21 protein-coding genes, 3 pseudogenes and 1 riboswitch are annotated in these 25777 nt (G+C 37.7%); of the genes and pseudogenes, 4 read left to right on the top strand and 20 right to left on the bottom strand.

What is annotated here, in order from left to right; genetic code table 11:
- Positions 1-73 precede the first annotated feature (73 nt).
- The 4 genes from V7077_RS20400 to V7077_RS20385 all read right to left on the bottom strand — a co-directional run bounded on the left by V7077_RS20400 (position 74) and on the right by V7077_RS20385 (position 4718).
- Positions 74-469, bottom strand: coding sequence for a VOC family protein (locus V7077_RS20400; protein ID WP_335505315.1), 396 nt, complete (start codon positions 467-469; stop codon positions 74-76).
- Positions 470-609: 140 nt separating this feature from the next.
- Positions 610-2358 carry a beta-N-acetylhexosaminidase gene (gene nagZ, locus V7077_RS20395; RefSeq protein ID WP_335505313.1) on the bottom strand — a complete coding sequence of 583 codons (1749 nt, stop codon included), beginning with the start codon at positions 2356-2358 and terminating at the stop codon, positions 610-612.
- Positions 2359-2623: 265 nt separating this feature from the next.
- Positions 2624-3088: a hypothetical protein gene (locus tag V7077_RS20390; RefSeq protein WP_335505311.1), complete on the bottom strand. Its 465-nt coding sequence runs from the start codon at positions 3086-3088 to the stop codon at positions 2624-2626.
- A gap of 457 nt (positions 3089-3545) precedes the next feature.
- Positions 3546-4718 carry an MFS transporter gene (locus V7077_RS20385; RefSeq protein ID WP_335505309.1) on the bottom strand — a complete coding sequence of 391 codons (1173 nt, stop codon included), beginning with the start codon at positions 4716-4718 and terminating at the stop codon, positions 3546-3548.
- Positions 4719-4913: 195 nt separating this feature from the next.
- Here V7077_RS20385 and V7077_RS27805 point away from each other — a divergent pair.
- Positions 4914-5054 (top strand): annotated as a pseudogene (locus tag V7077_RS27805) (TetR/AcrR family transcriptional regulator); the annotation flags it as partial.
- Positions 5055-5279: 225 nt separating this feature from the next.
- Here V7077_RS27805 and V7077_RS20375 read toward each other — a convergent pair.
- The 4 genes from V7077_RS20375 to V7077_RS20360 form a co-directional block, all read right to left on the bottom strand.
- Entirely contained in the window at positions 5280-6587 is a 1308-nt protein-coding gene (locus V7077_RS20375; RefSeq protein ID WP_335505391.1) for an MFS transporter, read from the bottom strand.
- 106 nt (positions 6588-6693) lie between these two features.
- Positions 6694-8082 (bottom strand): PLP-dependent aminotransferase family protein, encoded by a 1389-nt coding sequence (locus tag V7077_RS20370; RefSeq protein ID WP_335505389.1) that lies wholly within the window; start codon positions 8080-8082, stop codon positions 6694-6696.
- 56 nt (positions 8083-8138) lie between these two features.
- Positions 8139-8951, bottom strand: coding sequence for a VOC family protein (locus V7077_RS20365; protein WP_335505305.1), 813 nt, complete (start codon positions 8949-8951; stop codon positions 8139-8141).
- Positions 8952-9019: 68 nt separating this feature from the next.
- A complete protein-coding gene (locus V7077_RS20360; RefSeq protein WP_335505303.1) occupies positions 9020-9505 on the bottom strand; it encodes an FAD-dependent oxidoreductase in 486 nt (161 codons plus the stop codon).
- A 413-nt stretch (positions 9506-9918) separates the two neighbouring features.
- On the opposite strand from V7077_RS20360, the gene V7077_RS20355 reads away from it, so the two are divergent.
- Both V7077_RS20355 and V7077_RS20350 read left to right on the top strand, forming a co-directional pair.
- Positions 9919-10551, top strand: a complete 633-nt coding sequence (locus tag V7077_RS20355; RefSeq protein ID WP_335505301.1) for an MOSC domain-containing protein — start codon at positions 9919-9921, stop codon at positions 10549-10551.
- Positions 10552-10656: 105 nt separating this feature from the next.
- Entirely contained in the window at positions 10657-10890 is a 234-nt protein-coding gene (locus V7077_RS20350) for a DUF3892 domain-containing protein (protein WP_335505299.1), read from the top strand.
- Positions 10891-11016: 126 nt separating this feature from the next.
- On the opposite strand, the gene V7077_RS20345 is transcribed toward V7077_RS20350, so the two are convergent.
- From V7077_RS20345 to V7077_RS20330, 4 genes are all read right to left on the bottom strand, one after another.
- The gene (locus V7077_RS20345) at positions 11017-12264 is read right to left on the bottom strand and encodes an L-lactate MFS transporter (RefSeq protein ID WP_335505296.1); all 1248 of its coding nucleotides are present in this window, start codon (positions 12262-12264) and stop codon (positions 11017-11019) included.
- Between the two features lie 148 nt (positions 12265-12412).
- Positions 12413-13180 carry a LytR/AlgR family response regulator transcription factor gene (locus V7077_RS20340; RefSeq protein ID WP_335505293.1) on the bottom strand — a complete coding sequence of 256 codons (768 nt, stop codon included), beginning with the start codon at positions 13178-13180 and terminating at the stop codon, positions 12413-12415.
- Positions 13177-14838: a sensor histidine kinase gene (locus V7077_RS20335; RefSeq protein ID WP_335505291.1), complete on the bottom strand. Its 1662-nt coding sequence runs from the start codon at positions 14836-14838 to the stop codon at positions 13177-13179. The genes V7077_RS20340 and V7077_RS20335 overlap by 4 nt, the downstream gene beginning before the upstream one ends.
- A 134-nt stretch (positions 14839-14972) precedes the next feature.
- The gene (locus V7077_RS20330; protein WP_335505289.1) at positions 14973-16172 is read right to left on the bottom strand and encodes an SEC-C metal-binding domain-containing protein; all 1200 of its coding nucleotides are present in this window, start codon (positions 16170-16172) and stop codon (positions 14973-14975) included.
- Positions 16173-16603: 431 nt separating this feature from the next.
- Here V7077_RS20330 and V7077_RS20325 point away from each other — a divergent pair, with 431 nt between their 5' ends.
- Entirely contained in the window at positions 16604-17092 is a 489-nt protein-coding gene (locus tag V7077_RS20325) for a hypothetical protein (RefSeq protein ID WP_335505286.1), read from the top strand.
- A 167-nt stretch (positions 17093-17259) separates the two neighbouring features.
- Here the strand turns inward: V7077_RS20325 and V7077_RS20320 are convergent, their stop codons facing one another.
- The 8 genes and pseudogenes from V7077_RS20320 to V7077_RS20285 all read right to left on the bottom strand — a co-directional run.
- Positions 17260-18264, bottom strand: a complete 1005-nt coding sequence (locus V7077_RS20320) for a phosphotransferase enzyme family protein (RefSeq protein ID WP_335505284.1) — start codon at positions 18262-18264, stop codon at positions 17260-17262.
- Positions 18265-18507: 243 nt separating this feature from the next.
- Positions 18508-18874: pseudogene (locus tag V7077_RS20315) on the bottom strand (acyl-CoA dehydrogenase family protein); the annotation flags it as partial.
- A 469-nt stretch (positions 18875-19343) separates the two neighbouring features.
- Positions 19344-20582, bottom strand: a complete 1239-nt coding sequence (locus V7077_RS20310) for an MFS transporter (RefSeq protein WP_335505283.1) — start codon at positions 20580-20582, stop codon at positions 19344-19346.
- A gap of 168 nt (positions 20583-20750) precedes the next feature.
- Positions 20751-22175: an amidohydrolase gene (locus tag V7077_RS20305; protein ID WP_335505281.1), complete on the bottom strand. Its 1425-nt coding sequence runs from the start codon at positions 22173-22175 to the stop codon at positions 20751-20753.
- Between the two features lie 224 nt (positions 22176-22399).
- Positions 22400-22501, bottom strand: a riboswitch (glycine riboswitch).
- Positions 22502-22866: 365 nt separating this feature from the next.
- Complete coding sequence (locus V7077_RS20300; protein WP_335505279.1) at positions 22867-23595, bottom strand: amino acid ABC transporter ATP-binding protein; 729 nt, start codon at positions 23593-23595, stop codon at positions 22867-22869.
- Positions 23592-24236, bottom strand: coding sequence for an amino acid ABC transporter permease (locus tag V7077_RS20295; protein WP_335505278.1), 645 nt, complete (start codon positions 24234-24236; stop codon positions 23592-23594). The genes V7077_RS20300 and V7077_RS20295 overlap by 4 nt, the downstream gene beginning before the upstream one ends.
- Before the next feature lie 53 nt (positions 24237-24289).
- Entirely contained in the window at positions 24290-25060 is a 771-nt protein-coding gene (locus tag V7077_RS20290; protein ID WP_335505276.1) for a transporter substrate-binding domain-containing protein, read from the bottom strand.
- Positions 25061-25534: 474 nt separating this feature from the next.
- A pseudogene (locus V7077_RS20285) lies at positions 25535-25777 on the bottom strand (hypothetical protein); the annotation flags it as partial.

Genomic DNA, 25777 nt, shown 5'->3' with positions numbered 1-25777 from the left:
CACATCAACATGCAAGCAAAACAAATTAACATTAAATTTTAGAATCTTATTGTACAAGGTTAAATCAAAGCTACTATTTAGCGTTTGCATCAGGCTGATGAATACCAAATATATTTCCTTCCGGATCCATATAATAGCCTTGCCACGCCATTCCAGGAAGGGCATACTTCGGCATTGCAACCTTCCCTCCATTGTTTAAAATTTTGGATTCTGCTGAATCGTAATCTTCTACACCCATTGTGCATGCAAATGCATTTAACCCCTGATTTGTTTCTGGAGGTGCACTTTGGCGCTGCATTAAAGCACCATTAATTCCGGGCTCATCTTCACTTCCCGTTACTGCTCCAAAATAAGGCATCCCTGCATATTCACTCCAATCTTGAAATGACCATCCGAATACCTCTCCATAAAACTTCTTAGCTCGATCCATATCACTTACATGAATTTCAAAATGAACTAATCTTCCCATATTTTCCTCCTATAATTAACGACACTCTAGTCAATCGTTTGATTTTAATGCTTGTGTCTATTTCATCTCTATTATACAGCAGGATATGGTGACACTTCCAATTATTACAAATAAATTCTTGAGTAACTATCTTTGTTTTTTTAATTCCGTTCTATTTTGTAGTCATCAAGGAGATTTTTTATTGACTGGTTCAGCTCTCCTATATCCACATTCCCCCTGTTCGTATTGTTGATCCCATATTTCCTTTTTAATATGATAATTCTTCTCACACTATCATTAATTCTTTGTTCAGAAATTTCCCCTGTTTGAACAGCCCTTTTTACGGATGTAATCGCATCAACTATTTGGTTATAATCATGGGCCACTAAAATGATGTCACTGCCAGCATTAATGGAATCCACAGCTGCCTCACCCATTTTAAAATGGTCAGTGACCGCCTTCATCGTCATGTCATCCGTTATCACAACCCCGTTGAAATTAAGCTGTTTTCTAAGGATATCTGTGATGATAACCTTGGACATAGAAGCTGGATAATGAGCATCCAATTTTGGAAGTAAGATATGTGCCACCATGACTACATCCGCCCCATTTTCTACGGCACGCTGAAACGGGATTAATTCAAGTTTTTTAAGATCTGTCAGATTTTTATATACAATTGGCAATTCGAGATGGGAATCAACTGATGTATCCCCGTGTCCGGGAAAATGCTTAATCGTTGCGATTATTTTTTGCGATTGAATGCCTTTCACCGTTTGGATCCCAAGCTTACTGACAACATCCGGATTGTTCCCAAATGACCTGTCCCCTATGATTGGGTTGTTAGGATTACTGTTGATATCAAATACAGGAGCGAAATCAAGATTAAACCCAAACCCATTTAGCTCTTTGCCTAAAAGCGTTCCGACTTTGTAAGAAAACTGAGAATCATTTACCAGCCCAATCTCTTTATTAGTAGGAAAATTGATAAGTCCCCCGGGCAGCCTGGTAACGCGTCCGCCTTCTTGGTCAACACTTAAAAATAATGGTAGACGGTTGTGAACATTTTCAGTTTTTATTTCATTTAGAAGCTGAACCGTTTGCTCCGGATTAACTAAATTATTCTGATAAAAAATTATCCCGCCAACTTTGTATTTCGTGATTAAACTATTTGATTGTGGATCCATATTCGTACCAGAAATACCGGCAATCATCATCTGCCCTATTTTTTCTTCTAAACTCATTTGCGAAACAATTTCCTCTATGCCCTTTTGTTGAACTGCTTGATTTTGAACTTGGGTAAAGACAGAAATATGATCCACTTTCGGGTTCGGCTCCTTTTCGGTTGGCTTCGGTAATATCCATTTTAAATCAGTGGTAGAATTAACATGATATAGCAGAATGATTTGGTTATTGAATTGATCTTGATAATACCGAACTTGATCAGGTTCACCACCTGCCTTCTTGATTTCATTCAATGGAATGCTTTGTATGTCCCTATCATAGGACCTGATATCATTTACTACCTCCCCACTGTATCCAAGAACGACATGGTGGGTTGCAAATTCTTCGTAGATGCCGCTTGGTGCTTTCGTGGTTTTAGTCGGTTTTCCCCATTGTTTCATTACGTCTACTTTTTGAGTTTTACCAGAAATGAACGGAGCGTTTACTACCTTACCGTCCTTAGATAGTGAGAAGGCGTCACGTACCAAAGCTTCTAGGATCGAAGGTTTATTTCCGTTTGAATCTGCTGGTTTATTACTAGTTGGGTGTGACTTTGTAGGAACTGCCTTGTTCGGCGGCTTTTCGCCTATATCCTCACCAAAAAAATAGATGCCAACAACTAGGAGAAGAACGAGTGAAAGAGCTGAAATAATAAGCGGTTTCAAAAAAGAGGTGCTGCGTCTACGCATAATATACTTCCTTTCTACAGCAAATTCTATCTTTAAAAAAACAGGTGCTGTATCAGTCTGATATATTCATAGTATCTTAATACACTATCTATACGCAATCAGTATTACCTAACAATAAATTAGCTATAGGTTATGCTTACAAAACCAATTCTTTTGCTGATACTATCTATTTTTAAGGTCTTTATCAAAATATTAATAAAAAGGTGCTGGTTAAACCCTTAGCACCTTTAATTCCCAATCCATTATCAGTCCAAAAATTCCTTTTTTAATATGTTTTTTTATGATTGAATACCGAGTCGTACCATCTTTGATATAAATAAATTATTGGTAAATGACTAATAATTGCAATATAAAGCCCCAAATTACTAATTTTATTTAATTCATAAAGACCAAATTGTTCAAAAATAAAGGGACTTATGATAAAGGCTTGTATTGCATCCAATAAGAGATTAGCTCCGAAAAATAACCACGCGTTAGGATAAAAAAAATAAAATACAATAATCGTTGTGACTGGTAGGAGTCCATATGTAAACGATGAAACATTTGTTAGAAAAAATACATTACTTGTTACCGTCCACCAATTCCAAACTTCTGCCATTTGGAAATATATAGTATTCAAAAAAACAGTAAAAAATGCAACTGATAAGAAGTTTCTTACCCTAATTGAATTTAGTGGTATAAGTAAAAACCAAGGCACAATCATTATTATCCAGGATAGGACCTCACCCATTGAAGAACCTCCAATAATTTTTATTATCTTTTCCTTATTAGGGTAACTCTTATTCTAATGCTCGATAACAATATATAAAAAAAGAAGGGTGTATAAATTATACATCCTTCTTACCCCACTTCATCAGAGTTTATAAACCTTACTCCCATTTCATGGCCTTTGATGTTTCTGCATCGGCATATGCAACAAAAGACATAGTTCCAAAAAATAAATTTGAAACCTTAATTCCCGTTTTTTCTACTGTACGGTATTCCATTTTGTACCTCCAATATTTATTTATTGGTTTTTGTATATTGAGTCAATATATCTGTAGTCATCTGTAAGGATGCTTTATGTAAATCCTAGTTCAGGCTTTTCGATTCCAGATTCAATCTTTCCATTGTTAGATCATCATAATATGACCAATTACTTCCTCGTTGTTTAAGGTCTATTTTAACCTGCTTATGATACCTATTCATTAAACGAACCTTTCGTATTTCGCCGCTTTACTAGTAAGACTAAAAGATACCGCCGTAATAATTGCAGCAATTGCCACTGCTGCGGCCCCTATCCAACTAACCACTCCAGCTGATGTGTTTTTTACGGCAATACCCCCTATTCCTGCTGCCGCAGCAATGCCCAACTGTATGAAGGAGCCATATAAACTTAGCATGATTCCTGAAGCTTGTGGAGCAAGCCATACCAAATTATACTGCATTCCTGGGCCTGACGACCATGCTGAGAAAGACCAGAGCATAAGCAATGGAATGACTAGAAAGGTTGAACTAGCAATAGTAGATAGCAACACTAAAGCTAAACAATGGACAACCAAACCGCCGACAAGAGTTCTGGGATTACCAATCCGATCCGTCATAAATCCACCAAACTTGGAACCAATTAAGGTAGCGATACCGAAGGCAAACAAAGCACCGCTCACTTCTCGTCCATTCATTGCTGTAACAGTAAGCAGGAATGGTGCAATATACGAATACATCACCCCATATCCTAACTGCCAAAAGAACGTTGCACCAAGGCCTAATAAAATTTTTGGGTCCTTTAAATAAGAGAGTTGCTTGCCCAGCGGAATGGCTGCCCCATTATTTGTGGCAGGAATCATACGCATGATAATAAAGATTGCTAGTAAACTAAGATTCCCAATCCCCAAAAAGATTAGCTTCCAATCATATGCAGTGGCTACAACACGACCAATAGGTACGCCGATAATGATCGCAGCACTAAACCCAAGTATAACTGTACCAATAGCCCCAGCTTGTTTTTCTGGGGGAGCTAGCTTGGCTGCTGCAGTTTTGGCAGCTATGGCAAAAACTCCACTTCCAAGTGCAAGTATGATCCGAGAGAGTATTAGAAAACCGAAGCCAGGAAGGGTAAATGTCATCACGCTGCCAAGCACCATTAAGGTAAGAGAAAGTATCAATAACTTTCGCTGATTCATTTTTGTAGTCGCCATCACGACAATTGGGGATCCGAATGCATTTGCAAGAGCAAATACGGTGATTAGCTGGCCTGCCGCCGCTACCGAAACATGATTCGAGGCAGCCACTTTATCCAAAATACCTGCAATAACGTACTCCGATGTACTTACCATAAAGGTAATCAAGCCGAGCAAGTAAATTTTCCAAGTGTTTTTCATGTTTTTCGCAGCCCTCCTAAGCATCAACAATTATCCTCTGTCCCTATAAAAATCAATATTGATTGATTTATGAACATCTGTTTATAATTATAAAAAAGCCCTTCATACTTTCAATGGTTAATTTAATGAATTTCGTTGATTACTCAACATATCTATTAATATTGTTGATTATCTTTAGAAAGATTGCTAAATACAATGTCTAGAGTAGATAGAAGAATAGCCGAAAGCCAAGTAGCTATAAAAAATGCTGTCATTGACCTGTTGTCTGAAAAAAGTTTTGATTACATTACCATTCAGGATATTGCGGATAGAGCAGATGTGAATCGAGGAACAATCTGTTATTCTTCAATTTTTTGGTTCAGCAGTCGCTGGAGCATGGAATGGTGGTTCATGAATGGAAAGCCATTGCCTGCTCGTGTTATGGGTGAACAAACGGGGGCATTGTTAGATAGGAACCTTGAATAATGTAACAACGCTTTTAAAGAATGAATAACCTGAGTCTCTTGCTCTACTGAGACTCAGGTTATTCAGTATGATTGACATTATTTAAAATCTATTAAACTATAATGTATTATTTTTACCACCTTGAGACCATTTCACCACTGGAATGAGTAATAATGACAAAATCCCTCCAACAAGTGATAAAGTTGAATAACTTGACCCTGCCACAATCAATCCAGACAAGGCTCCGCCAGCAGCTCCTGACAACGCAATCAATACATCCACTGTACCCTGTGTTTTCGCCCGTGTGGAAGTTTCAGTTGAATCAACAATAAGCGCTGTCCCGCTTATCAAACCAAAATTCCATCCTAATCCGAGTAAAGAAAGAGCAATTACCATAAGGACCATCGAATCTCCTGGAGCAAATGCAGCGAATAAACCTGCAAGAAGCAATGTAGTTCCAGAAGCAATCGACATCGCCATACGCCCTAACTTATCAACAAGAAAACCTGTAACCAGCGAAGGGAGATACATGGCACCTATATGAAATCCAATAACTAGGCCAACTGCTCCCAAGCCATGTCCATGGTGCATCATATGAACTGGCGTCATGGTCATAATAGCCACCATCACAATTTGAGTAAGAACCATAATCGTTGCACCAACGATTATGCCCCTTTTATTTTCTGTATGTTCAATTGTGGACAAAACTCCTTTATCACTACGTTCTTGGTTTGTCGACTCTATCGTCCTAGCTATAACTAACGGATCTGGACGAAGCATGAAGAAAAGGACAAGGCCTGCTAAAATATAGGATGCTGCCCCTAAAATGAAAGGACCGGCAAGTGATGGAACACCAATCGATAGAGCGAAATCCCCCATCACATTCACTAAATTTGGACCTGCAACTGCACCAAAGGTTGTAAAAACCATCGTCATACTAATCGCAGTCGCCCGCTGTTTACCATTTGCTAAGTCCGTACCTGCATAACGAGCCTGTAAATTTGTTGCCGACCCTGCACCATATACAAGCAGGGAAGTAAATAACAGGAAAACACTATTCATTATTGCTGCAAGAATTACTCCGATTGCTCCAAGTCCACCGGTCATAAAACCAGCTGTCAAACCTGCACGGCGTCCGTACCGTTGAGAAAGTCGCCCAACAAATAAAGCTGCTCCTGCTGATCCTAAAGTAAGTAAAGCAGAAGGAAGTCCAGCATACGCATCCGTACCAAGCATTTGCTGTGCTAAAAGCGCTCCCACCGTCACTCCTGCTGCTAACCCTGCCCCACCAAAAATTTGTGAAATACTTACAACGAATAATGTACGCTTGTATAACGCTTTTTGTTTTTCTGAAGAGTGAATGTAGTTTTGTAACGAAGCTGATTGAACGTCTAACACTTTTACACTATCTCTGTGTATCATGATCTAACCTGCCTTTCTAGCAAATTTCCAGATAAACTCGAACTAGATTTGAATCATCATATCATGCCTAAAAAAACCATACAATGTTATAATTGTATGGCAAACAATATTAGCTAAGATCGTTTAGCAAACGTTTAAGGATCATCAATCCTTGCTCAAGCTCTTCGAGAGTTTTTGGTGCACAGACAGAAATCCTTACAGCCCTTTCTGGACAACTATTTCCAACAACAAAACGTTCTGCCGCATACACTTGTACTCCCTGCTGTGCGGCTAACGCTTCAAATTCTGCACCTGTAATCTTGCCTGGTAATAACAGCCACCGAAAGATACCTGTTTCAACACCCAGACACGTATAGTCAGCCAAATAACGATTGACAATCTTGTTTCTTTTAATGGCTTGTTCCCGATGACTTTCAATTAAGACTTCAAATTGATTCGATACAATCGTACGTGCTGTCAATTCTGCTAGTAACGGGGAAACGGTTATATTTAAATTATAAAGTGCCTTTGAAATGGGCTCCTTAAATTGAGCCGGAACTGCTACATAGGCTAGTCGTAACCCAGGTGCAAATGATTTTGATAAACTAGAAATATAAATAACCTGTTCTGGTGCAAATGATGCAAGTGCTGGCAGTGGTTTTTCATCTAGAAGATGGTACGTTGCATCTTCAATAACAAACTGTTTATACTTCTTGGCAATAGCTGCAATCTTTTTTCGATTCTCTACCGACATAATGCAAGCCGTTGGATTATGATGATCTGGGATTAAGTAAACGCCTTTAATATTGTCATTTTTACATGCATATTCAAAGGCCGTTGGATTCATTTCATTGTTCTCTGACTTTATCGGTACTATTTGCACACTTAGCATTGCGGCAACCGTTTTTAAGCCAGGGTAGGTATGATGGTCAACACCAATCCGTTCTCCAGGCTTACAAAGACTTGCCAGTGTAGCAGCAATCGCATTTTGACCCCCATTTGCAAATAAAATGTGATCCACAGTTGTTTCAAACCCGCCTCTTCGGATTAGCTTTAGAGCCGCATCCTTTTGCCAAAGGCTCTCGCCTGCCCGGCCATAACCAAACCATTTTTCATAATCTGTTTCATGCAGCATACTTTTTAGCTGGAGTAGCAAAGGCTCATAAGAAGCATGGTCTGGTAGTGTTGCTCCCATTTCAATTAAGTGCGTCGGCTTTGTATCCTCAAGTAAGTATGCGTTTGATAACGCATCATACGATACATATGTCCCACTTCCAACAGATGCACTTAACAAGCCCTTTAACTCACAAACTTTAAAAGCTTTTGAAATAGTACTTAAATTTAAATCCAAAAAATCAGCCAGTTCTCTCTGGGGAGGAAGTTTTGTGCCAGGTAATAAAACTCCTTTTAATATATCCTGTTCCAATTGACCTGCGAGTGCCTGATATATCGGCTTTTTAGTTTTATCAATTGATGGCCTCCAGCTCATTGGATAGTTTTCAAAAGAATTAATCGGCAACATACTCATCCTTTTTCTTACACAATAATATGATTGTGAATTTTTTTAAATCAATATTACTGAAACCTCCAATAACCATCCAGCATTTCAAAAAGGTGATTTTGATTCGTGTCAGTAAGGTTCACCAAGAAAGGAGTCTCCCCTTTTTCTTTTAATACCTTAGCAGCCGGACCATCTCCAATTGGTGTACAAAATAATAAATTAGTTAGGTTCAATTCTAAAATTCTACAACGTGCATTAATTTCCGTATCAATATACTCCTCGCCTAATTTAAGGCCAAACAATTTGTTCCAAATTTCTACTGTTTTATCCAAATTATTCACAACAAAACCAACACTTTCTAATTTTGGCAGGCCTAATATGTGTGCCCCTACGAGTCCTTGTTCCTCTAAATCCGAATACCTTTCTTCATCTGATTTTTCCCATTCAATAAAAAATGGTAAAGAAACCTTGTTTTCCGCGTATTCAGGGAATAACAATGACCACCTGATTACTTGACCATCAGCACGAACTCTCTCCCCAGTAAGCGGCCCAAAAACTGTAAGTCCTTCTGCTTTAAGTTTTATTGCTAATTCTTCAATTTGATTTGTTCGGATCGCTACTTTCGCAGGTCCTTCCCGCCTTTCTTTTGCTAGCTGTTCAACAATTTGCGTAATCAATCGGTTTTCACCATGTTTTTCGGCTATTGCTAAATTTTCAATTCCTAAAAATTCAATATAACTTAGGCCAAAATAGGTTAGGGTATTATATGTTCCCCAAGATTCATGACGACCACCCTGCACAGCATAAAGTCCTCTTTGTTTTAAGAGTGAAATTGCTTTCTCTGGTTTCTTAAAGAACCAAACAAGGTGATCAAAGAAAATGTTCATGAGTTACTCCCCCCAGTTCTGATGACAATCAATTATTTTTTATAAGTTATTGTACTGATAATATCGTTTCATAAATGCTTCTTATTTAAATTAATAATTTCAAAAACAGCCTGTTCAGCTGACTGTAGTGCACCTTCAAGATGTCCACTAGATTGTGAATTCGTCTCTGTACCGGCAAAAATAAGTTTCTTTTCCCATACACCTTCTACTGACGGCTGCCCATAACTCTGGTAATTTCTAAGAGGACTGTAGTCTTCCTCAACAGCCGTTTCGGAATCGCTGGACCAATCTTTATAAAAAATAGCCCTTAAATTTTTGGCTTCACTTCCAAAGAGCTTAACTAACTGATTAGAAACTAATTTTAATATTTTATCTTGTCCCATTTTTTTACGGACTTCAGCAGGCATTCCAAATAATGCACCAGGGCCTTTATTAGGAGAAGCATCAAATATTTCTTCTAAGGGACCAACGGTACTCAATTCATATCCTGATAGTCCTGTTTCTCTCCAGAAGGGACGATCATAGACTGCAACTACCTTGGCCTGCCCCGTCATCCACGTAGGTTTTTTTGAAATGTCTGTCATAAGATTTGAAAGGAGGGAAGGTGAAAATTCAACTTCGATTTGCTCAATTTTCTTAACTCGCGTTTCTAGCTCAATTATGTCTGACAGAAGCGTTTTTGCTAGAGCATCAATAAGAGACTGAACGCCCCCCAGTCAAGCGGACCCATCTTTCATCAGAGTTTTCTTTCAGCACACAGCGTTCTGCCGGCTTGATTTGAAATCGTTTGAAACATCATATCATGCACAAAAAAACCATACAATATTAAAATTGTATGGCAAACAATAAATAAAGCATTTTATTTCATTTTGACCCTGATGCATTTTTTAAATGTGTACCTTTTCAAGATACACAATTATAATACAATTTATATGAAAGAGTTCTATCGAAATGAGGTAATTTCTAATTGAATCGGAAAATTATTAATTTAGCTGTCGGCAAACCGAAGGAATCTAATTGGAACAATAAAAAAGAGCAATCTGCAATAGGAAAAACATCTTTACAAGCTGTTGAGTTAAAAAAATCTGGCTTTATTGGTGATGATGTTGCAAACCACCAGTTCCACGGGGGGCCAGACCGTGCAGTTTGTTTGTATCCATTTGAGCATTACTCATATTGGGAAGATATATTTCAAAAAAAGCTTATTCTGCCTGCTTTTGGAGAAAATATTACTGCAACTGGAATGGCGGAAGAACAGGTTTGTATTGGTGATATATATAAGATAGGAGATACAATAGTTCAAGTAGCACAAGGAAGGGTGCCTTGTTCAACTATCTCCAAATATAATGAAGAAAATCAATTTTTAAAGAAAGTGGTTGAAACGACTCTTACTGGTTACTTTTTTCGGGTATTGGAAGAAGGGACTATTATGTTCGATTCGGAAATAACACTTGTTGAAAAACACTCAAAAGAAATATCCGTTTCTTTCGCTACACAAATTCTTTTTCATCAAAAACAAGATATTAAATCAATTGAAAAAATATTAACAGTAGATGCCCTTGCAGAGGACTGGAAGAATCGATTCTTGAAATTGTTATGATTCTTGTTAAATTTTGAATATCGCTCTAACCTAGCTGCTAATTCTCGGCAATAAGGTTCATAAAATATGAGTTTAAAGTCATCCTATTATATAGGAGGCGAAATAATGGAAAAACGTCGAGAAACTGTCATTGCCGTCCGGAAGAATGGAGATGACGATATTATGGAACTTAAGTTGTCAAACGGTCAGGTTGTTAATTACAAAGAAGCACAACAAATGGCAAAAAGCGGGATGATTGTGAACGTCAATGTGTTCAAAGGTCCCGACGGCGAGGAACATCTTCGGAGCAATCCTGACGGGGATCCAACCAACAACCTTGGTAACCTGCCACAGTTCTGACCGAATTATAAATTATAAGCATTTTTTTTCCTATCGCCTTATGGTAGAAAGGTTTGTTAAAAAGCAAAAAAGGCAGAATGCTCCTGCCTTTTTTTAATTTTCCTCTATTTAAAATAGACACGGCTTTTAACTTGCTCGTGTATCCGGTGAAAGACTGCGAATTTTACCAGGATTGCTTTTATCTTTCGCTTTTGGTGTCCCATTGCCTGGCGTCTTGATTAACATGGCAATGATAACAGATACAATGCTTAAAACAGCAATCAACTTAAAGGTAGGAATAAATCCGCCTAGAGAAGAAGCAATAAAGGATCCTGAAATCGCACCAATACCAAAGCCTTGATAAATGATTCCATAGTTTTTACTTTGATTTTTTAAACCAAAGAAATCAGCTACAATCGCTGGAAATACTGTAATATTACCACCAAAACAAAACGCAATCGCTGCCACACAAGCAAAGAACAATCCATAGTTTAGTTGAACAAAACTTAATACCGTTACCGCTGCTGCCGTAACAAGTAATGCACCTGAAACCACACGTAAACGTCCCACTTTATCGGATAATGCTCCAAGAATGATACGGCCGCTTGTATTAAAAATGGCCACTAATGCCACCGCATTACTTGCTGTAGCAATATCAAGCCCCGCCATTTTAACACCAATATCCTTCACAATTCCAATTAAGAATAATCCGCTCATGCATGATGTAAAGAAGATGACAAATAAAAGATAAGCTTCTTTCGTTTTCAACATTTCTTTCACGGTATAATCTTTTTGAACGCTGCCATTTTGAACTTTCAAATCGTTACCTATTTTGGCCTCCCGAACTAGGAAAGAACCTCCGACAATCATAATCATGACAATTAAACCCCAATAAAGGAAAGCATGGGTAACTCCTGCTGATTGGATGAATGACCCGTTAATAAACTTAAATATCAAACTACCAGTACCATAAGCTCCAACAGAAACACCTGAAATAAGTCCTTTTCTTTCCGGAAACCATTTAATTAAATTGGAAAGTGATGTGATATAGGCTGTACCATCGGCTGCCCCAACAATCACGCCTGCTAAGATATAAAGCATCCACAAGGATGATACTTGAGAACTAATCATTAATCCTGCTCCAACTACAATGCCCGCTACTGTGAGTAATCGGCGGATTCCCCATTTATCCTGCAGCTTACCGGCAAACAAAGTGGATAGTGCCAAAGCTAAGCTAGTAATCGAAAAGGTAAAAGCAACTGAATTAAGCTTCCAGCCAAAATGGTCGACCAAGGGCTGGTTGAAAAGACTCCATGTATAGATAGTTCCTAATCCCATTTGCACGATAATGGTTCCTACAACAATCAACCAACGGCGATCTGTGCTAGTTTTCATTACAATCTCCTCTTTTCTTCCTTTAAAAATAATCATGGTGAACATTCGTGTTTTTTATTTGTTATCGTTTACATGATCATAATACCACCGAAAAAAAGAGAGAAACCGTTTTTTGAATGAAATGCCTATTATACGGAATGAATGGAGGTTATAGCTTCATAATTTGTCGAAACTCTTTCACTTTACTTCTACTAACCGGGATTTCCGTTGAAAGATCTTTTAACCGCAATTGGTAGGTTTGGTTAAACCATGGGACAATTTCGCGGACTTTCGTTAAGTTAACCGTGAAAGATCGATGGCAGCGAAAAAACATTTCCTCCGGCAGAAGAGCCTGAAACTCCGTTATACTCATCTGCATGGTATACTCTTCCTTTTGCGTGTAAACCAATGTCACCTTTTCACTTGCCTCCGCATAGTAAATGTCATTTACATCCGTCACAATAATTTTGTCGTTCTTTTTTAAATTGATTCTGTTAGAAGGTTTTGCATGGATCTCCACTTCCTGTACTTTAGTATTTGGTCGGCTTTCTTTAGCGATTGCGTCAGCCTGATCTCGTTTATAAGCAGATTCTAGCCTTCTTAACATCGTTGCCATCCGCTTTTCATCATATGGCTTGAGAACATAATCAAAGGCTTCTAATTCAAATGCCTGTGCGGCATGTTCTTTATAGGCCGTGGTAAAAACAATATACGGTCTTTTCGTAAATTTGCTTATCGTACTAGCCAGCAGCATCCCATCAAGTGAGGGAATATTGATATCCAAAAAAATCACATCTGTTTCCTGCTCCTGCAGAAATTTTAAAACATCTAAGCCATCATCAAAAAAATGCGTGACCTCAATTTCACTATAGGCTTCAATTAAATACTCCAATTCTTCCCGAGCTGGAATTTCATCTTCTACAATAATCGCTTTCATATTTTCTCCTTTACCATATCAAAAAAAGCTTCTGTTCCTGGTGACAACCGATGAATGACCAAACCATTTCCATAGATCAGTTTGACTCGCTGATGCACGTTATACAGGCCAATTTTGTTTGCTGGTACCGTATCATGCTGCAAATGGTGGATGACCTCTTCACTTATTCCAGCACCCGTATCCTTCACACTAACTCTTATTTTTTCTCCCAAATCTTTAACTGCTATCGTCACCAAGCCAGGTCCTTTTTTCTTTAAGATGCCGTGAATAATAGCATTCTCCACTAAAGGCTGAATGAGAAGGCTTGGGATATTTACATTCACTTCGTCTATATCATATTCAACCGTCAGACGGCTGCCAAAACGGGCCTTTTCAATTTCCACATAATCGCGAACTTGTTCTAGTTCTTTATGAATATCAATCAATTCATCACTTACCTCTAAATTGTAGCGCATATAGCCAGAAAGATTGATGATTAACTCACGAGCCTTGTCTGGATTCCTGCGTGTCGTGGAGGCAATGGCATTCAAGGCATTAAACAAAAAGTGCGGATTAATCTTTGTTTGAAGTGCCTTCAACTCAGCCTTGTTGGCTGCTTCCTTCATCTGTTCAATCCGAGAAACTTCCATAAGTGTAGATATAATCTGGGAAAGTCCGATTGCCATTGTCTGAAGAGAGTACGTCATCTTATAGGCTTTCCGATAGTAGATTTTTAAGGTTCCCGTCACTTCTCCATGTTCCTCAAAAGGAACAATCAGCAGCGAGTGAATTTGGGGCGTGTGGTGATCCGCGATATGATTCCGAATGATGAACTTGCCCGTTCGGATTGCTTCTTTCGTCAAATCACTGATAATTTCCTGACCAGTCACATATCGCTCTTCCCCGAAACCAACATAGGCAAGTACATTTTCATTATCTGTAATGGCAACCGCATCAGCCTGGATATCATTTTTGATAATACTGCAGATTTGCCTTAAGGATTCAGTATTGATGGAGCGAAAATAAGGCAAAGTTTTATTGGCAATATCTAATGCAAGCTTGGCGTGTCTAGCCGCAATTGTTTCCTTTTCACCTTCCACGCTCATGACCAGTAATACAATTAGACCAATGTTAACCTCTCCCACGATCATCGGAAAAGCAATCTTCGAAACGATATCTAATCCTAGTGAAAATGGTTCTGCCATAGCAAGGATCAACAGCATGGTCAATACTTCACAAACCATTCCAGCGGCGATTCCATAGATCCATCGTAACGACCGCTTAACTTTACGGTTTATATAACCCGAAACGATCCCCGCAATAATACTTGTAATAAGGCACGGGACAGATGTAACGCCGCCAATATCGATTAAGTAGCGATGTACACCCGAAACAACGCCCGAAATGATCCCAACCCAAGGTCCAAACAATATACCACCTGACACAACCGCGATAATCCTGGTATTCACTAATGAACCTTCGACATTGATCCCTGAGTAGGTCCCAAAGATAGCAAATAAGCAAAATAAGATGGTAATGACCAGCCGTTCTGTTTGAGAATGGCGGTCTTTTTGCAGGGATTCCTTAAACCTTGGGATTCGGATCATAAAAAACAGACAGATCAGCAGCAAGGCTGCTCGTTCAAATAAATGGATCAGCATTTCTAGTGATGTATTCATCGAAAAATCCTCTCAAGCTAAGCATTGATATTTTGAAAGATAATTGTTTTTCTGTACCTCTATTTTGTACGTGTACGTTCAATTGTAAAAGTCTGCCTAGTCATTGTAGGCAGACTTTATGATTCAGAGATAAATTATCTCCCACAACACTTTTTAAATTTTTTATTACTTCCGCATGGACAAGGGTCATTTCGGCCAACTTTCTGTCTTGTTGCGAAATCTATGATATTTGATTTAGAATCTGACTGTAGTGAGTGCTGCTCATTTGCACTCGATACCTCTCGTGGTGAATATCCTTTGAGAAACCATTGTTTCGTGTTATTCACTAGATTTACAATTTTGTCCATGCAAGCCTTCACCATTTCTATATTTTCAATTTCTATTCTGCTTTGCAAAAATTGAAAAATATGATTAAGGCTTTCTCCAATATTATTCGCATAAACGCATTCTTCTACAATTCTATCCGCTTCTTGCCTGCTCATTTCATAGTTTTGCGTTAAAAAGTTTACAAACTGAAGATAGCTATCATTGCGTTCGATATACCCTGGTTCACCCGCTCTAAGTAATTGCTCTTTAGAGAATTGGAAAAATGCCAAGTCTTTTCTAGATCTCTGTTCTCCTCTTACTTTTTCTGGATCCAACACTCGATTATTAGCAAATCCAATTTGATCTATTTTTATTTGCTCGTAGTAGGAAATAGCATGATCGATTACAGATAGATAATCGGAAAGGTTGATAGGTTCATTCATATATTTTTCTAGCAAATCATGCAGCTCATTAAGGGTCAATGTCCCATAATAGTAGAGCAATCCTTGTGTAAGCTTAATCCATTCGGTATTGCGCCGGCTAATGGTGATGAACAGCTTGTGCTTGTCTCGAAAAAGCGGATTTTCAACAATTTCTTCAGTTATGGCAATAATTTTTTTGCCTTTAAAAGTTCCTGTGAAGATTATCCCAATGTTACGGAAGTAGTTTAGTTGATTTGGTGTTAATTTAGGAGCTTCTATATAACCTCCATGGTGGATTAATTTCTGGATTAAATTGTAACGCTCTTGGTCCAGATACATGATTATCTTTTCCATTGATAGTGGAATCTTTATACTTAATAAATCAATTAATTCGCCTTTTTTAAGCTGACTGGCGCCTTTTATCTCTAAACGTCTTCTAATGGAACTTAATTCCTCTTTGGAAAACCTAGAAAGTGCCTCATTCATAGTAAAAGGAACAGAAATATCACTCCACAGTTTTAATTCCTGTTTCTGCTGGTTCTTCTGCGTCATTTCTCTTAAAGCTTTAAATGCGCTTTGTAATTCTTCATAAGTTTCTTTTTCCAAGATGCTTGTACTCATGTTGTTCACCTTCTGAAAATTTTGTAGTTTAATATATTTAAGAATTTTTATATGTATAAAAAGGGCTCACCTTTTTAGGTGTTTATTATATCAGAAAATCGTTTTATTAATAAACTTTTTCATACCAGACGCTATCTGTTGGTTAGTTTTATGTTCAAATCTTGGATAACATTAATTTTTTTGCAGTAATAAACTTCTTTACCCATAATCTACTGAGGTTTTCTTATCTTTTATGGGCGGCCACACAGTCAAATAGGTATAGACCTACATATGGTGCACAAAGTATGTTCATGAGCTTTGGAAGGGGACATTTAGAAAATTCATATGGTTACAAGACTGATGGTAAAAACATATGAAGCAAGTGATGTGACCGTTTACGGCTTTATAGCTGTTGTCTATGTGTAGGAGGTATAAGGATGACAAAATTTTATTCATTTCATGGGACCATTACCATGATTACTGATCTTATAGGGCAAAATGGTGAAGGAGATGGCTGTAATAAGTTAATAACTGTTGAGAACGGAATAGGAACAATAGTTAATTTCGTAATTTCTCCTTCAACTTACTTTGTGGACCATGTTATGGTGTCCGTAGGAGATCGCGTGACTGGATATTATGACGGAAATGCACCTGCTCTTCTTATTTACCCGCCGCAATATCAAGCACTTGTTATGGTAAAAGATAGTTCCTATCAGAATGTAAAAGTGGATTATTTTAATAATGAGCTGGAGAGTAGTGATGGCCGGTTACGTTTAAATATTTCCCCATTTACTCAAGTGGTTTTAAGAAATGGGCAACTCTTTACAAGAAACCCGGCAAATCGAGATCTAATTGTTATTTATGGAGCTGTCACAAAAAGCATCCCAGCCCAAACCACACCCTATAGAATAATCGTTTGGTGTTAAAGTGTGTTGAGAAAGACATTTCTAAATAAGAACAATAAGACTCTGAAAAGCCATCTTAAGCATAAACAATGGAACTCCGAAGATTTCGGAGTTCTTTTTTAATAAAAAATCACATCATTAGTTAACTTGCTAGAAAAAAGCAACCTACTTGTATTAGAACTCTACGGTTAATAGAATTTCATAAACTTGTCAGAATGTGTTAAAATCCATGAAACTCTCTGTGCAGCCTTACGAATATACCTCTTAACCGTATCAATTGAGTCAACCCCGTCCCAATATCGGCCGAGAAAATGGATAAACACATCTATACTTCGAAGCTGGATTAAAAGAGGTAGGGCATGAATTTCTCCTTCTGTTAGCTTAATGCTGCTGCCATATCCCATTAGGAAGGCCTTAATCCTTTCAAAAATAATAACCTCATCCTCTTCATCATTTATGAAATCAGAAACAGAAACCGCAACTTCCATCACTCGTAAATCATGTGTTACAAATTCAAAATCAAGAATGGCTAAAATCTTTCCATTCTGATCAGAAAGAATATTGGAAGCATTTAAATCTCCGTGGACCAGCTGATGGGGAAGCTTTTTTATAAACGGGACACTTTCTTGAAATGAAAGTAGTTGTTTGTGGATAATGACTAATTCATGAGTTAACTCCACAAAGTTCTCTGGCGGATTGAAGGAAAAATTCTTAATCTGGTCCAAAGAACATTTTGGGTGTGTACTATCCATATCATAATAAGGTCTATATACTGGCAGTTGATTTACATTGACCTCGGCAAGTTCTGCAGTAAGTTGGCCAGCCGCCTTACCAAATGAATAGATTTGGTCTAGGTCCTCTAGGACAGGATTCTGTCCATCAATAAATTGAAACATTCCTGCAAGAGAACCGGATTTAGTTTTGACAATGGTTTGCCCATCTAGAGTTATCATTGGTACTGGTATGGAAAAGGAAAGGGGCCGTTTGATTAATGCTAATAATACAGCGTGTTCATAGTTTACCTTGTCTTCATCTTGATGGGTTTCATAAATTCTCAGTACATATTGCTTATTATTGGCCAAAATAAAGACGGTTGTATTGTTTTCACCACTTGGCCCGGGAACAATCTCCCAGTTCTCTCTTGGGAAGTACAAAGGTACTATTTCTTCCAAATATGATAAACATTTTCTCATCTTATTCAAATATCCTTTTTAAAAAGAAGTTTATCACCTGCAGGAAAAAGAAGAAAGTATTTTTGAATAGATAAGTAAAATGCAAACAATTTATTATCTTTCAGTAGACCTAAGCGGTATAGTAAGACCTTTGCATAACCTTTTCGATTTGAGATATTACATATCTTCACAATCTGTATGCTATAATTTGGAGGGTAAAATAAAGATAGAGTTGACCATTCTTGGCAATATATGTTGTACTACCATTGCAGCTACATCACTGCCAGCATTCGGTTCAGTCAAACCAAACGCACACACCAATCTTTTCCCCCTTTGCCTAAGGAATTAAAAACTTTTGGTTTTGCGCTTCATTTCCCCATTTGAGTATCGTCATGCTGTTTAACCCTGTATGAACAGAAACTGCTGTTCGATAGGCTGTATCACCTCGTTCTAATTCAACACAGAAAATGGCAAGTGTATTATAATCCATGCCAGCTCCGCCGTACTCCTCTGGAATACAAACACCCATTAGCTGTAAAGCAGCAATTTTTTCAAAATAGTGGTTGAAATTCACCCTTACGTTCATTGTTGAAATATGGGATAATTTCCTTCCGACAAACCTTCTCACCATTTTTTGAACACTTTGTTGTTCTTCGGTTAATTCGAAAATATCATGATATGTTCCTCCTAATTTTATAAAACTGATTGCTATCTTCGCTTCTGACAAAACTGATTCCTCCAGTAGACTTCTACACAAAATCCTTAATGATGTTACGAAGATTTTTAATATCTACACTCATTTAATTGATAACACCTAAACGTGATTCATTATTTTCTAGTGAAGCAACTCTTTTATGTGCCCACACATTTAGAAAGGATAAATTTTTTTGACTTCAAAAAGGACAGAAAAAGGTAGCTTGAATTCGTACTACCCTTCTCTATCCTCTTTACCTAATAAGATTTTAGTTCATAAATGGTTTTCCTCACGATATTTAATTTTTAATCAGAATACTCAAAAAATTACCGTTAGGGAAACCCTATGTTTAGTCACTTTTTAAAATAGTAAGATTTATCTTAACAGTTAATTTACTTTCATACTCTTAACTTACCGTTTTTACCGTTGGTTGTTCAGTCACTTTAGGGCTCTTTTTACTGGACGGCAGCAAAAATGCTATGATTCCTGCTATTAAACAGCAAATAGTTAAGAATAAGAAAGCACTTTTGTAAGATCCTCCGGACGAAGCGATTAGAGCTCCCATGATCATCGGGGAAAAGATTCCTGCTGCTTGACCACCGAAATTGATAATACCAAAGGCAGTACCTACTACCTTCTGTTCCATAACCCGGTGAGGAAGTGTGAAGATAAAGCTCATGATAAAGGAGGTAAAGATAAAAGTAATACATTGATAGGTAATCACCTGGCTAATACTAGTAGCAAGTGTCATCAAATAAAGAAATATGCCCATAATAAAAATCCCAACGATGACTCCATACTTTGCATAAGAACCAAACTTATTGATGATTCTTCCACTGATCACCATTCCTAATGCCATGAACAAGCTGGGAATAGCGCTAATAAGTCCAACAGATTTGAGGTCAATTCCCAGAACCTGCATCAAGTAGGTAGGCATCCATGATGAGAGACCCCAGTTTGTTATATTAATAAAGAAGAAAACAAATAGAACCTTCCACAAATAGGAATTTTGAAGAAGCTGTTTATATTCTTCTTTACTAGGCTTATGTGCGGTATCCGAACCAGTGTATTCGCCTTTCGTTCTAGTAGATAGAAGGAAACAGACAACGACTATAATTCCAAGAAGGGATACAACCCAAAAAACATGACGCCAGCCTAACCAAACAAGTAGAGGAGCGCAAATAATGGGGGCAAGTGCGCCTCCCAGTGCATTTGAAGACATCATAGTTGATTGAGCTTTCGTTCGTTTAGCAACAGGAAAATAATCAGATATGGCTTTGGTGCTAGCTGAAGGATATCCTCCTTCCCCAATTCCAAAAAGGAAGCGAATCAGAATTAACGAGGTTAGTGACCAGGCAAGACCAGTAAATGCTGTAAAAATGGACCAGAATAAAATAGCAGTTGTGATCACTCGCCTGGATCCAAAGCGATCTGCGAGCCAGCCGCCGGGAATTTGCATCAATGCATAACCCATAAAAAAGGCACTTAAAATGACTCCAAGTTTGGATGCATCAAGCGATAAATCTCCACTAATTTGGACAAGTGAAAGACTTATCACGGTTCGGTCGATGTACGATACGATCCAGCCAAAAAAGAGAACAGACAATATGATCTTACTATTCGAGGTTCTATTTTTTTCAACCATTACAACACGCTCCTTTTTTTCGCTTTTCTACTATAAATGCCGATCTCCTAAATTTTAGGTAGAATGGAAATGTATTAGAATCCATTTGTTCTATGCCATTCTACCTTACCTAGGAATCAGTTATATATTCTTTATAAAGTCCTGTTTCATTGATCATTCAAGCTCAACTTACTGGTACTGAAAAAACTCACTTTGTTTCACAGGAGGTTGAACCATGGCAGGTATTCCAGGTTTATAAGTCTCCCCTTTCGTATTTGTTGTAAATTCTGCTTTTGCCTTTTCAAGAATACCCTCTTTATCAATTAGTAATTCGTATGCAGATAATGCCATTAGTTTAGCGGCATAATGCATTCCTTTCATGCCAATGGAGGATCCAAAAGAAGCGGTTGCCTGCCATGTATGAAGCTGGACTCCTAGGGGGGCGCACGTTGTCATAACTTGTCCGAGCGGTGTAATCCATGAGACATCTCCTACATCGGATGATCCACCCATTGTTTTACCAAAATTCTTCTTATCATTATAAAATCCAGGATCAAGTAGTTTATCATCTGCACCAAGGGCTTGTTGTTTAGCAGCGGCCAACACTGATGGATCAACTGTTTGGCGGAGCTCTATAGCAAAGGTCTCTTCTTCTAGCGTATAGGTCATTTGTCCAATGGATTCAGCTTGCTGATGCATGAGATCATTTAGCGTTTCATTTGGCAATGTATCGTAGCAGCCAGATTTGATTTGCCACTTTACAGAAGTTTCGGTCATTAAGGTTGCTCCCTGTGCGATTTTTATTAATCGTTCGGTTAGTTCATCGACCTGATCTCGATTTTCACCACGTAAGAAATAATAAACACTAGCAGCTTCAGGCACGATATTAGGTGCCATACCCCCATTTGTAATTTGATAATGAATCCGAGAACCATCTGGTACATGTTCACGTAAATAGTTGGCACCCACATTCATTAACTCGACAGCATCTAATGCACTACGGCCAAGATGTGGAGCCGCTCCGGCATGGGAGGTCCGTCCAGAAAAGAAAAATTCAATCGCAGTTAATGCCTGCATACTGTAATTGGCAGCTAGATTATTTGTTCCCGGATGCCATGTTAGGGAGCAATCCAAATCATTAAATACCCCAACGCGTGCCATAAACGTTTTCCCTGAAAGTAATTCTTCAGCTGGACAACCATAATATCGGATCGTTCCAGGCAGCATTTCTGCTTCCATCTGCTCTTTAAGAGCTATCACCGCTTCTACTCCTGCCGTTCCTAATAAATTGTGACCGCAGCCATGGCCAGGTCCCTTCTGGACTACAGGATTACGTACGGAACTTATTTGTTGGGACAAGCCTGGCAGTGCATCAAATTCACCAAGAATACCAATAATTGGTTTAGTGGTTCCATATTCTGCGATAAAAGCAGTTGGAATTCCGCCAATATTCGATTTTATGGTAAAGCCTGCTTCCATTAATATCTTTTGTTGTAATTGTGATGCAAAGGTCTCTTCATAGCCCACCTGGGGATTTTCCCAGATTTTTTGCGCAACCTCTGTAAATCTTTCTTCATTTTGATTCATCCATTCTAACAATGTGTTCTTACTCAAGTTTTACTCCTCCTTCATAATAATTTTCCTATCAGCATAATGGGTTAAGCCATTTTTATACTGATGTTGGTTTTATTAAAGACAGGACTAACCTTTGGCAACAAAAAAAGGACAGAAGAAGGCAATGTTTCTACCCTCTCTGTCCTTTTACCTGAAAGTTTGTCCTGCTAATAAAGCAGATCCCCTTTGGTGGCATATAAAGAAATATGCACTCTCCAGAGTTACGTCATGTAATGGTTCTTTTTACCTGAGAGATTTATTCCAAGGATTTTATGGAATTTGCTCCTTCGGCGGCGACATACGTCACTCTCTCCCAATACAATCAACCGTAAAGATATTCAATTGCTATATGAAAAGATTACCTGAATGTAGAAAAGAAAACTAGTAACTCGTAAGATAATCTAACATAAATTTTATAACACCATAAAAATTAGCCATCTTCATTTACTAAAATTAAGTATGCTTGGGGTGAGGTGGAACCTTATAAAAATCACTTAGAGTGAATTTTCTAAATATTGAAAAATATATTATAAAATTATAGTCCCATAGACTTTTGTCATTGTCAATCAAAATAAAAACTATTAAGGAAAATACAAACATTAAAATCAAAAAAAGAGCACAAAGTATTACCCATTTAAGGCAGTTACTTTGCGCTCTTAATGTCTTACTCAAATCTAATGAATCGGGTTGTTTATAGTACCTTACTTAAGAAAGCTTTTGTTCTCTCATGCTGAGGGTTTCCGAATAACTCATTCGGTTCATTTTCTTCGACAATAAAGCCACCATCCATGAAAATAACTCGATCGCCAACTTCTCGGGCAAATCCCATTTCATGGGTAACAACAATCATCGTCATTCCTTCTTTAGCAAGCTGCTTCATGACCTCTAATACATCACCGACCATTTCCGGGTCAAGTGCAGAAGTAGGTTCGTCAAAGAGCATAATTTTTGGATTCATAGCCAATGCTCTTGCAATGGCAACCCGCTGTTTCTGTCCGCCAGATAGTTCTCCAGGATAGCTGCCAGCTTTTTCTTTCAATCCAACCTTTTCAAGTAATTCTAGGGCCAATTTTTCAGCCGCCTCTTTACTAATAGAAAGAATTTTAATAGGACCTAACGTGATATTTTCTAAAACCGTTTTATGAGGAAACAGATTAAATTGTTGAAATACCATTCCAACTTCTTGTCTAACTTTGTTGATATTAATTTTTGGGTCCGTTATGTTATGCCCGTTAATCACTACCTCACCACCTGAGATGTCTTCCAGGCGATTAAGGCACCGAAGGAATGTACTCTTTCCTGATCCAGAAGGGCCTATAACACAGATTACTTCTTTTTCTTGCACTTCAGCGTTAATATCTTTTAAAACCTCTAGTTTTCCAAATGATTTGCTTAAGTTTTTCACGGTTATAATGCTCATCGAACCTGAATCCTCCTTTCAACAAAATTAGCTAGAAGGGTTAACAAATAAATAATGATAAAATAAATGACACCTACAGCCAACCAAATCTTAAATGCTTCAAAGGTTGCTGAAGCCTGAATTTGACCCTGCTGTGTTAAATCTGCAATACCGATAACAGATAACAGCGAAGTATCTTTTAAACTGATAATGGATTGGTTCGTAATCGTAGGAAGCATTCTTCTAAAAGCCTGAGGCAGAATCACGTAACGCATGGTTTGTGCTCCGGTAAAACCAATCGATCTAGCGGCTTCTGTTTGTCCCTTATCAATTGATTGAATACCCGCTCTGATAATTTCTGCAAAATAGGCCCCCGCATTAATCGCAACAGTGATAATACCAGCCGTTGTGCTGTTTAAAGAAACCAAATGCAGCGAATTCACTCCAAAATAGATAAAAAACAACTGTACTATAAATGGAGTTCCTCTGATTGCATCCACATATACCTTTGCAATCCAATTCAAGACTTTAAGAGGTGCAAGGCGTAACAAGGCCATCAGTAAACCAATTAAAAAACCTAGAATAATAGCAATAATAAAAATATAAAGTGTGACTTGTAATCCTTTTAGTAATATTGGTAATGCTGCAACAATTATATCCACTGTTTCATCCCCTTTCAAAAAGAAGACGCGCTTTATGCGCGCCTAATCATTATTTATTCACCAAGATAGGTTTTTACAATTTTATCATATGTTCCATCTTTTTTGAGTTCAGCAAGGCCTTTATTAATTTTTTTAATTAAGTCCTGGTTTTGCCCTTTCAAAACAGCAATTCCATATTGGTCTCCATTTAAGCGGTCACCAACAATTTTCAAACCAAGGTCCTTTTGGGCAATAGCGTAAGAGATAACAGGATAGTCTTCAATAAGTGCATCGGCATTTCCGTTAGAAACTTCTTGGAACATGGCTGGACTATCGTTAAACTGAACGACAGTAATTCCTAGTTTTGATGCATTATCTTGTGCATATTTAGCACCTGTTGTTCCTTTTTTAACCGCAACAGTTTTTCCTTTAAGGTCATTAACTGATTTAATAGTTGAATTATCTTTTTTAACAACAACTGTTAATCCCGCATCAAAATACGGAGTTGAGAAATCGACTACCTTTTTTCTTTCATCAGTAATACTCATCCCTGCAATCGCTACATCAAGCTGATTAGCTTGCATTGCTGGAATAATTCCACCGAAGTCCATTGGATTAAGTTCAATTTTAAAGCCCTGATTTTTCGCGATGGCATTAATCAAATCAATATCTATACCTTTATACTCATTTCCATCCTTGTATTCAAATGGAGGGTAAGTCGTGTCCACGCCGACTTTATATACTTTTTCACTACTCGTTTTCTCTCCTGATGTTTCCTTACTTCCGCATGCTGCGATAAAGACTGTCAGAATTAAAAATAAACTAAATAAACCTAATTTCTTCATCTAATACACCCCTACTTTTTAGATTATTTTTAATATAATAAAAACAATACTTTCTAACTATATCATAGATATCAAACTTGAAAAAGTATTTTTTGTTTATTCATTCTACTTATTTGCTAAAATATTTAAAAATCCATTAACCTCTAGTACTTTTAAAGTAGTCGGACCAACGATAAGGACCATATTTAAAAGAATTTTATTTTTACGAATGGTTTAGGGTTATTATTTTAATATTCTAATTATATTATTTAGAAGTAAATAAAACTGTTAATTTATTTATATACTTCTAAATAATCCATCACTGGGGGAATCCTTTTATGAAAGTAAAAAGAGCCATTTCCAAAGAAACTAGCTCTTAGAGAGTGCGCTATTAAATTAGTAAGTACCTCGGTTGTCAGTTGAACATAAGAAAAGCCACCATAATGGCAGCTGAATTTTAAGCTTTTGCACTACTTTCCCATAAGGTTTTATAAACTATACGCAAGTAAAAGATTGAATTTGCCGTAGGCTTATTCCAAAGTTAACCCATCTATGTCCGGTCCAGCGATACCCTGATACAGAGTGTCGACCAATAAAAGTCGGATAAAACCAAAATTGCTCAAAACCTCTTAACCATACATAGGTGTATCTGTGTAAACATCTGACCATACTGCCTGGGTCTACTGCAAATGCTCCTGCTTGGTGCATTTGTTGAGGAACAGCTGATGGCGGTGGAGA

This window comes from Neobacillus vireti (genome assembly GCF_036962465.1).
GTDB lineage: Bacteria > Bacillota > Bacilli > Bacillales > Cytobacillaceae > Neobacillus > Neobacillus vireti_B.
Note: the sequence above shows the minus strand (reverse complement) of the source record. Positions and strands in the feature narration are given on the sequence as shown.

Coding starts and splice junctions, on each gene's coding strand:
- V7077_RS20400 (WP_335505315.1), bottom strand. CDS start 469: ATGGGAAGATTAGTTCATTTTGAAATTCATGTAAGTGATATGGATCGA.
- nagZ (WP_335505313.1), bottom strand. CDS start 2,358: ATGCGTAGACGCAGCACCTCTTTTTTGAAACCGCTTATTATTTCAGCT.
- V7077_RS20390 (WP_335505311.1), bottom strand. CDS start 3,088: ATGGGTGAGGTCCTATCCTGGATAATAATGATTGTGCCTTGGTTTTTA.
- V7077_RS20385 (WP_335505309.1), bottom strand. CDS start 4,718: ATGAAAAACACTTGGAAAATTTACTTGCTCGGCTTGATTACCTTTATG.
- V7077_RS20365 (WP_335505305.1), bottom strand. CDS start 8,951: ATGAACATTTTCTTTGATCACCTTGTTTGGTTCTTTAAGAAACCAGAG.
- V7077_RS20360 (WP_335505303.1), bottom strand. CDS start 9,505: ATGACGGGGCAGGCCAAGGTAGTTGCAGTCTATGATCGTCCCTTCTGG.
- V7077_RS20350 (WP_335505299.1), top strand. CDS start 10,657: ATGGAAAAACGTCGAGAAACTGTCATTGCCGTCCGGAAGAATGGAGAT.
- V7077_RS20345 (WP_335505296.1), bottom strand. CDS start 12,264: ATGAAAACTAGCACAGATCGCCGTTGGTTGATTGTTGTAGGAACCATT.
- V7077_RS20340 (WP_335505293.1), bottom strand. CDS start 13,180: ATGAAAGCGATTATTGTAGAAGATGAAATTCCAGCTCGGGAAGAATTG.
- V7077_RS20335 (WP_335505291.1), bottom strand. CDS start 14,838: ATGAATACATCACTAGAAATGCTGATCCATTTATTTGAACGAGCAGCC.
- V7077_RS20325 (WP_335505286.1), top strand. CDS start 16,604: ATGACAAAATTTTATTCATTTCATGGGACCATTACCATGATTACTGAT.
- V7077_RS20320 (WP_335505284.1), bottom strand. CDS start 18,264: ATGAGAAAATGTTTATCATATTTGGAAGAAATAGTACCTTTGTACTTC.
- V7077_RS20310 (WP_335505283.1), bottom strand. CDS start 20,582: ATGGTTGAAAAAAATAGAACCTCGAATAGTAAGATCATATTGTCTGTT.
- V7077_RS20300 (WP_335505279.1), bottom strand. CDS start 23,595: ATGAGCATTATAACCGTGAAAAACTTAAGCAAATCATTTGGAAAACTA.
- V7077_RS20290 (WP_335505276.1), bottom strand. CDS start 25,060: ATGAAGAAATTAGGTTTATTTAGTTTATTTTTAATTCTGACAGTCTTT.